Source organism: Pseudonocardia xinjiangensis (assembly GCF_012911925.1).
Lineage (GTDB): Bacteria > Actinomycetota > Actinomycetes > Mycobacteriales > Pseudonocardiaceae > Pseudonocardia > Pseudonocardia xinjiangensis.
In genome coordinates this window covers 1-4,443 of the sequence record NZ_JAAXKY010000263.1, presented here as the reverse complement: position 1 = coordinate 4,443, position 4,443 = coordinate 1, and the positions used below count along the sequence as shown (strand labels likewise).

Genomic DNA, 4,443 nt, shown 5'->3' with positions numbered 1-4,443 from the left:
GCGGGGTGGGGTGGGCGTCAGCGGCGGCGGTTCGCCGCGGCCGCGGCCGGGCTCGCCATCAGCTTCTCCAGCAGCGAGGTGAGCTGGGTGGCCTCCTCGTCGGACAGGGCCGAGGCCCACGTCTGCTCCCGCTCGTTGTGTGCGGTGAAGGCGGCGACGAACACCTCCTCGCCGGTGGCGGTGAGCGACAGCTCCACCGCCCGCCGGTCGTGTCCCGCCTTGCGGCGCACCACCAGGCCGTCGCGTTCGAGGGTGTTGACCAGCGCCGACACCGCCGCCCGGCTCATTCCCGCCAGCTGGGCGGCGCGCTTGGACTCCAGCGGGCCGGCCACCCACAGCACGAACAGCACCCGGAACCCCGCCCATGACCAGCCGTGGGGACGGTGCACCGCCGACTCGAGGTCGTAGACCATCGCGTTCGCCGCGCGGTAGAGGCTCAGGACCAGCCGCATCGCCTGCGCGTCCACTGTGGGCAGGGCGCGCACGGTGCGCTCCACCGCGACGTTGACGAACGACCAGTAGTCCACGTCGGAGGAAGGGTCGGGCACACGGGCAGCGTAGGCGGCCGTCCCCCACCGTTCGGGCATCGCGCTCAACGTCGTTCGCGGCCGAGAATCGTGGTCGTGAACGAACGCGAAACGATCGCGCGGCGGTACGGCGAGCATCTCACCGATCGTGATCTGCTCACCCTCGCCCGAGGCCGCGCCGACCAGGTCCCGGCGCTGCGGCGGGCACCCGCCCTCGTTCTCGACCTGCTCGACCGGCCCGGCGTGGCCGACGCGGTCCTCGCCGCACAGGGCGAGAAGGAGGGACGGTTCAGCTACGTGTCGCCGTTCCTGGTGTTCGCCGCCGCCGTGCACCGGGTGGGCAACTCGATCGTCGGCAGCGTCCACGTCACGGATCGCGCCGGACCCCGCTCGCGGGTGCCCGTCTTCGACGCGCCCGTCCTCGCGGCGTTCGCCACCGAGCCGCGCCATCGGCTGTTCCTCGCCGAGCTGCTGGCGTCCTACGCGCGGGTGGCGTCCGGGGTCGTGTGGCGGCGCGGGGAGCAGGGCTGGCGCCGCCAACGCTGGGACGAGCTCGACCTGCCACGCCTGGCCGCCCTGCTCGATGCGGTGCCGGCGGGTCAGCAACCGGGTGTCTGGCGGCGCATCGGCGACGGCGCACTGTTCCTCGCCGGCGTCTTCCCCGAGTACGCGGAGAGGTCGCTCGGGCTGGTCGATGTCGCACGGCTGCAACGGGCAACCGGCCTGCAGCTCAGCTCCGCCGAGGGCGACGTCGGCGAGCTGCTGGAGGAACTGGCGGGCCGTGCGTACGAGCGGGTGGGCGCAGGCGTTCCGCGCGCGGTCGTCGGGACCCCGCGCCTGGCGCGCCGGGTGCTCACCCTGGTCGCCGACCGCTACCTGTTCCCGATGACCGACGACGGGTTCCTCCCGCCCGGCCGCTGATGCGGGCGCCGCCCCGTCGCGACATGGACACATGTGGTTGTTCTCCGGCCGTGCGGACAGCGACAGGTGTCCATGTCGCGGCTCGCGGTCGGTCTCCTACTCGACGGCGACGATGGTGCGTCCGGTGCGGTCGGGCACGGCCAGCGCGAAGAGCGCGCCGAGGACCGGCCCGACCACGCCGAGCGCGAGGGCCACCGGGACGGAGCCACCGATGCTGAGCGCCGCCAGCGGGAACAGGCCCGCCCCGACGCCCCGTCCCGCGTAGTAGCTGGTGTTGGAGCCGGCCGACCGGATGCGGGTGGGGAAGAACTCGGCCATCCACACCCCGAGCACGCCGAAGCCGCCGCTGCCCGCCGCGCACAGCATGACGGCCCAGAAGGTCTGGTCGGTCCAGAAGTGGACGGTCACGTGCGCCGAGCCGGTGGCCACCAGCAGCAGCAGCCAGCCGAAGCCGACCACACCGACGAGCGCGGACACGAAGAACGCGGACCGGCGGCTGATGGCGTCTGACAGCGCCCCGGTGAGCGGGTAGGTGATGGCCGTGATCACCAGCCCGAAGAGCACGATCAGGCTGGCCGTGCCGAGCGGCACCTTCTCGACCTGCACCAGGAACGTGGTGAGGTAGGAGATGAGCGAGTTGGTGCTGATGAACATCGCGCTGGCCAGCACGATGAACAGCACGGTGCCGCGGGCGTGCTCGCGACGGAACAGGTCGGTCAGGGGAACCTTGGCCGGGCGCATCCGCTCGGGCACGCGCCCGGCCGCGAGCTCGCTGCGGTAGTGGCGCCACTGCTCGGACTCGGGCAGGGTCACGGCGGCCAGCAGCCCGATCACCAGCGTGATGACGCCGATGACGATGTAGCCGCCGCGCCAGCCCTCGGCCTCGCCGAAGCGGACCGTGCAGAAGTAGACGATGCCCTCGGTGACGATCTGACCGGCGAAGTACATGGACTGGATGGAGCCGCCCATGGCGCCGCGCCTGCTGGTCTTCCAGCTCTCCGTGAACATCGAGTAGGCCAGCCCGAACAGCCCGCCCATGCCCACGCCGGCGATCAGCCGGGTGACCAGGAAGAGCCCGTAGGTGGGGGCGAGGCCGCCGAGCACCGCCGCCACGCCGAAGATCAGCACCGAGCCGGTGTAGGTCCAGCGCCTGCCGAACCGGTCGCCCAGCCAGCCGCACACGAGGCCGCCGAGGATGGACGCGAACCCCTGCAGTGTCGTGACCTGCACGATCTGGATGGTGCTGACGTGGAGGCTGCCGGCGATGTAGGCCATCGGGTAGCCCACGAGGTTCAACTCGGCGCCGTCGAACAAGGTGCCCAGGAACGCGAACACGAGAACGCGTCCGGCGCCCTGGCGGACCGAGCGGGTCCGGGCCTCGGCGGGGGTCGAGGACCTGCTGACTGTCGACATCGACTTCCTCTGCGCGGATGTGGTGGGGGTGCGGCAGGGCCGGGGAGTGCTCACTCCGGCAGCGGGCGTCCCCGGGTCTCGGGGCAGAACGGGGCGGTGACCAGCCCGACGATGTAGATCAGGCCGACCACCGTGGCGGCGATGCCGTAGCCGCCGAGCTTCGAGATGATCGCGCCGGAGAGCAGCGGTCCCAGGAACGCGACGAACCGGGCGGCGTTGAAGACGAACGCCGAGCCCGTCGCGCGCAGGTGGGTGGGGTAGAACTCCGGGAGCCAGACGGGCATCCAGGTGTACTGGCCCAGGGTGAAGAACCCGTTGACGACGAGGACGACGACGATCAGCCGCAGGTCGTGGGTCCAGAGGAACAGCACCGGGGTGAGCACCAGCGACGCCGCGAAGTACAGCAGGACCGTGGGCTTGCGGCCGTAGCGGTCGGCGAGGAAGCCGAACGACACGTACCCGGCGATCGCGCCGATGTTGTAGATCATGCCGGCGAGGCTGGCCCAGCTGGACGCGCTGTGCCCCGCCTTCACCGCCACGTCGGAGACGTAGAGCGGCACCCAGGTGGAGATGCCCCACCAGCCCAGCGTGGTCACCAGCGACATGATCGAGCCGAGGATCGTCAGCCGCCGCAGCTTCGGGTCGTGGAAGATCTGACGCAGGGTCAGCCGGGTGTAGGCCTGCTCGCTGTCGGTCAGCTGTTCCGGGCCCCGCTCGCGCAGTTCCGCCCGGTGGCGATGGGCCTTGGTCCACTGCTCCGACTCCGGCACCGACCGGCGCAGCCAGAGCGCGAACAGCGCGGGCAGCACGCCCACCAGGTACATCAGGCGCCAGGAGTCGGGCCCCAGCGGGGCGATGAAGAACCAGCAGGCCGAGGCGATGAAGAAGCCGAGCCCGAGGCCGCACTGCATCAGCCCGGCCGCCTTCGCCCTGGCGTTGCTCGGCCACATCTCGGCCACCAGCGACGTCCCGGTGCCCCACTCCGAGCCGAGGGCGAACCCGGTGATGAACCGCAGCACCAGGAACGACTCCCACGACCACGACAGCGCGCTGAGCCCGGTGAACGCCGCGTAGAGCACGATCGCGGTGATCAGCGTGCGCCGCCTGCCGAAGTAGTCGGCGAAGACGCCGCCGAGGATGCCGCCCATGCCCCAGCCCAGCAGCGTCACCGCGATGGTCGCCCCGGTGAGGAACGCCAGCGAGCCGGCCGGCACCCCGGGTGCGAGCCGGTGCAGCACCGTGCTCGCGGTGAGGATGAGCGCGTAGGTCTCGAACCCGTCGAACAACCAGCCGAGGTTCGCGGCGATCAGCGATCGCCACTGGGAGCGGTCGAGGCCGCTGCGCCAGGAATTCCGTGCGACAGCGATGTCGTGCACCGAGGTCCTCCTCCGTCGTCCGGCGGCGATGAGCCTGCCCGCTGGACGAGTTGTCCTATATGCAGGACATCTGATCCGCTGCCGGACGCTATGGCAGAGCGCGATGTGCCGTCAAGGCGCCGCGCGTGACCGGTGTGGGGGTGGCCGCAAAGTTCAGGAAAGCCACTTTCCTGCCCTCTGCGGGCCTGAAAGTGGCTTTCCTGAAC

At 71.1% G+C, this 4,443-nt stretch carries 4 protein-coding genes; 1 reads left to right on the top strand and 3 read right to left on the bottom strand.

The genetic code is table 11. From position 1 onward, the window contains the following. Positions 1 to 17: 17 nt before the first annotated feature. On the bottom strand, positions 18 to 548 hold the full coding sequence (locus HF577_RS36630) for a MarR family winged helix-turn-helix transcriptional regulator (protein WP_169400590.1): 531 nt from the start codon (positions 546 to 548) through the stop codon (positions 18 to 20). 75 nt (positions 549 to 623) lie between these two features. Between HF577_RS36630 and HF577_RS36625 the strand changes: the two genes are divergently transcribed. Next, positions 624 to 1,448, top strand: a complete 825-nt coding sequence (locus tag HF577_RS36625; protein WP_169400589.1) for a hypothetical protein — start codon at positions 624 to 626, stop codon at positions 1,446 to 1,448. A gap of 96 nt (positions 1,449 to 1,544) precedes the next feature. Here the strand turns inward: HF577_RS36625 and HF577_RS36620 are convergent, their stop codons facing one another. Both HF577_RS36620 and HF577_RS36615 read right to left on the bottom strand, forming a co-directional pair. Further along, positions 1,545 to 2,861 carry an MFS transporter gene (locus HF577_RS36620; protein ID WP_169400588.1) on the bottom strand — a complete coding sequence of 439 codons (1,317 nt, stop codon included), beginning with the start codon at positions 2,859 to 2,861 and terminating at the stop codon, positions 1,545 to 1,547. Positions 2,862 to 2,911: 50 nt separating this feature from the next. Further along, positions 2,912 to 4,237, bottom strand: a complete 1,326-nt coding sequence (locus HF577_RS36615; protein WP_312859620.1) for an MFS transporter — start codon at positions 4,235 to 4,237, stop codon at positions 2,912 to 2,914. Positions 4,238 to 4,443 lie beyond the last annotated feature (206 nt).

Coding starts and splice junctions, on each gene's coding strand:
- HF577_RS36620 (WP_169400588.1), bottom strand. CDS start 2,861: ATGTCGACAGTCAGCAGGTCCTCGACCCCCGCCGAGGCCCGGACCCGC.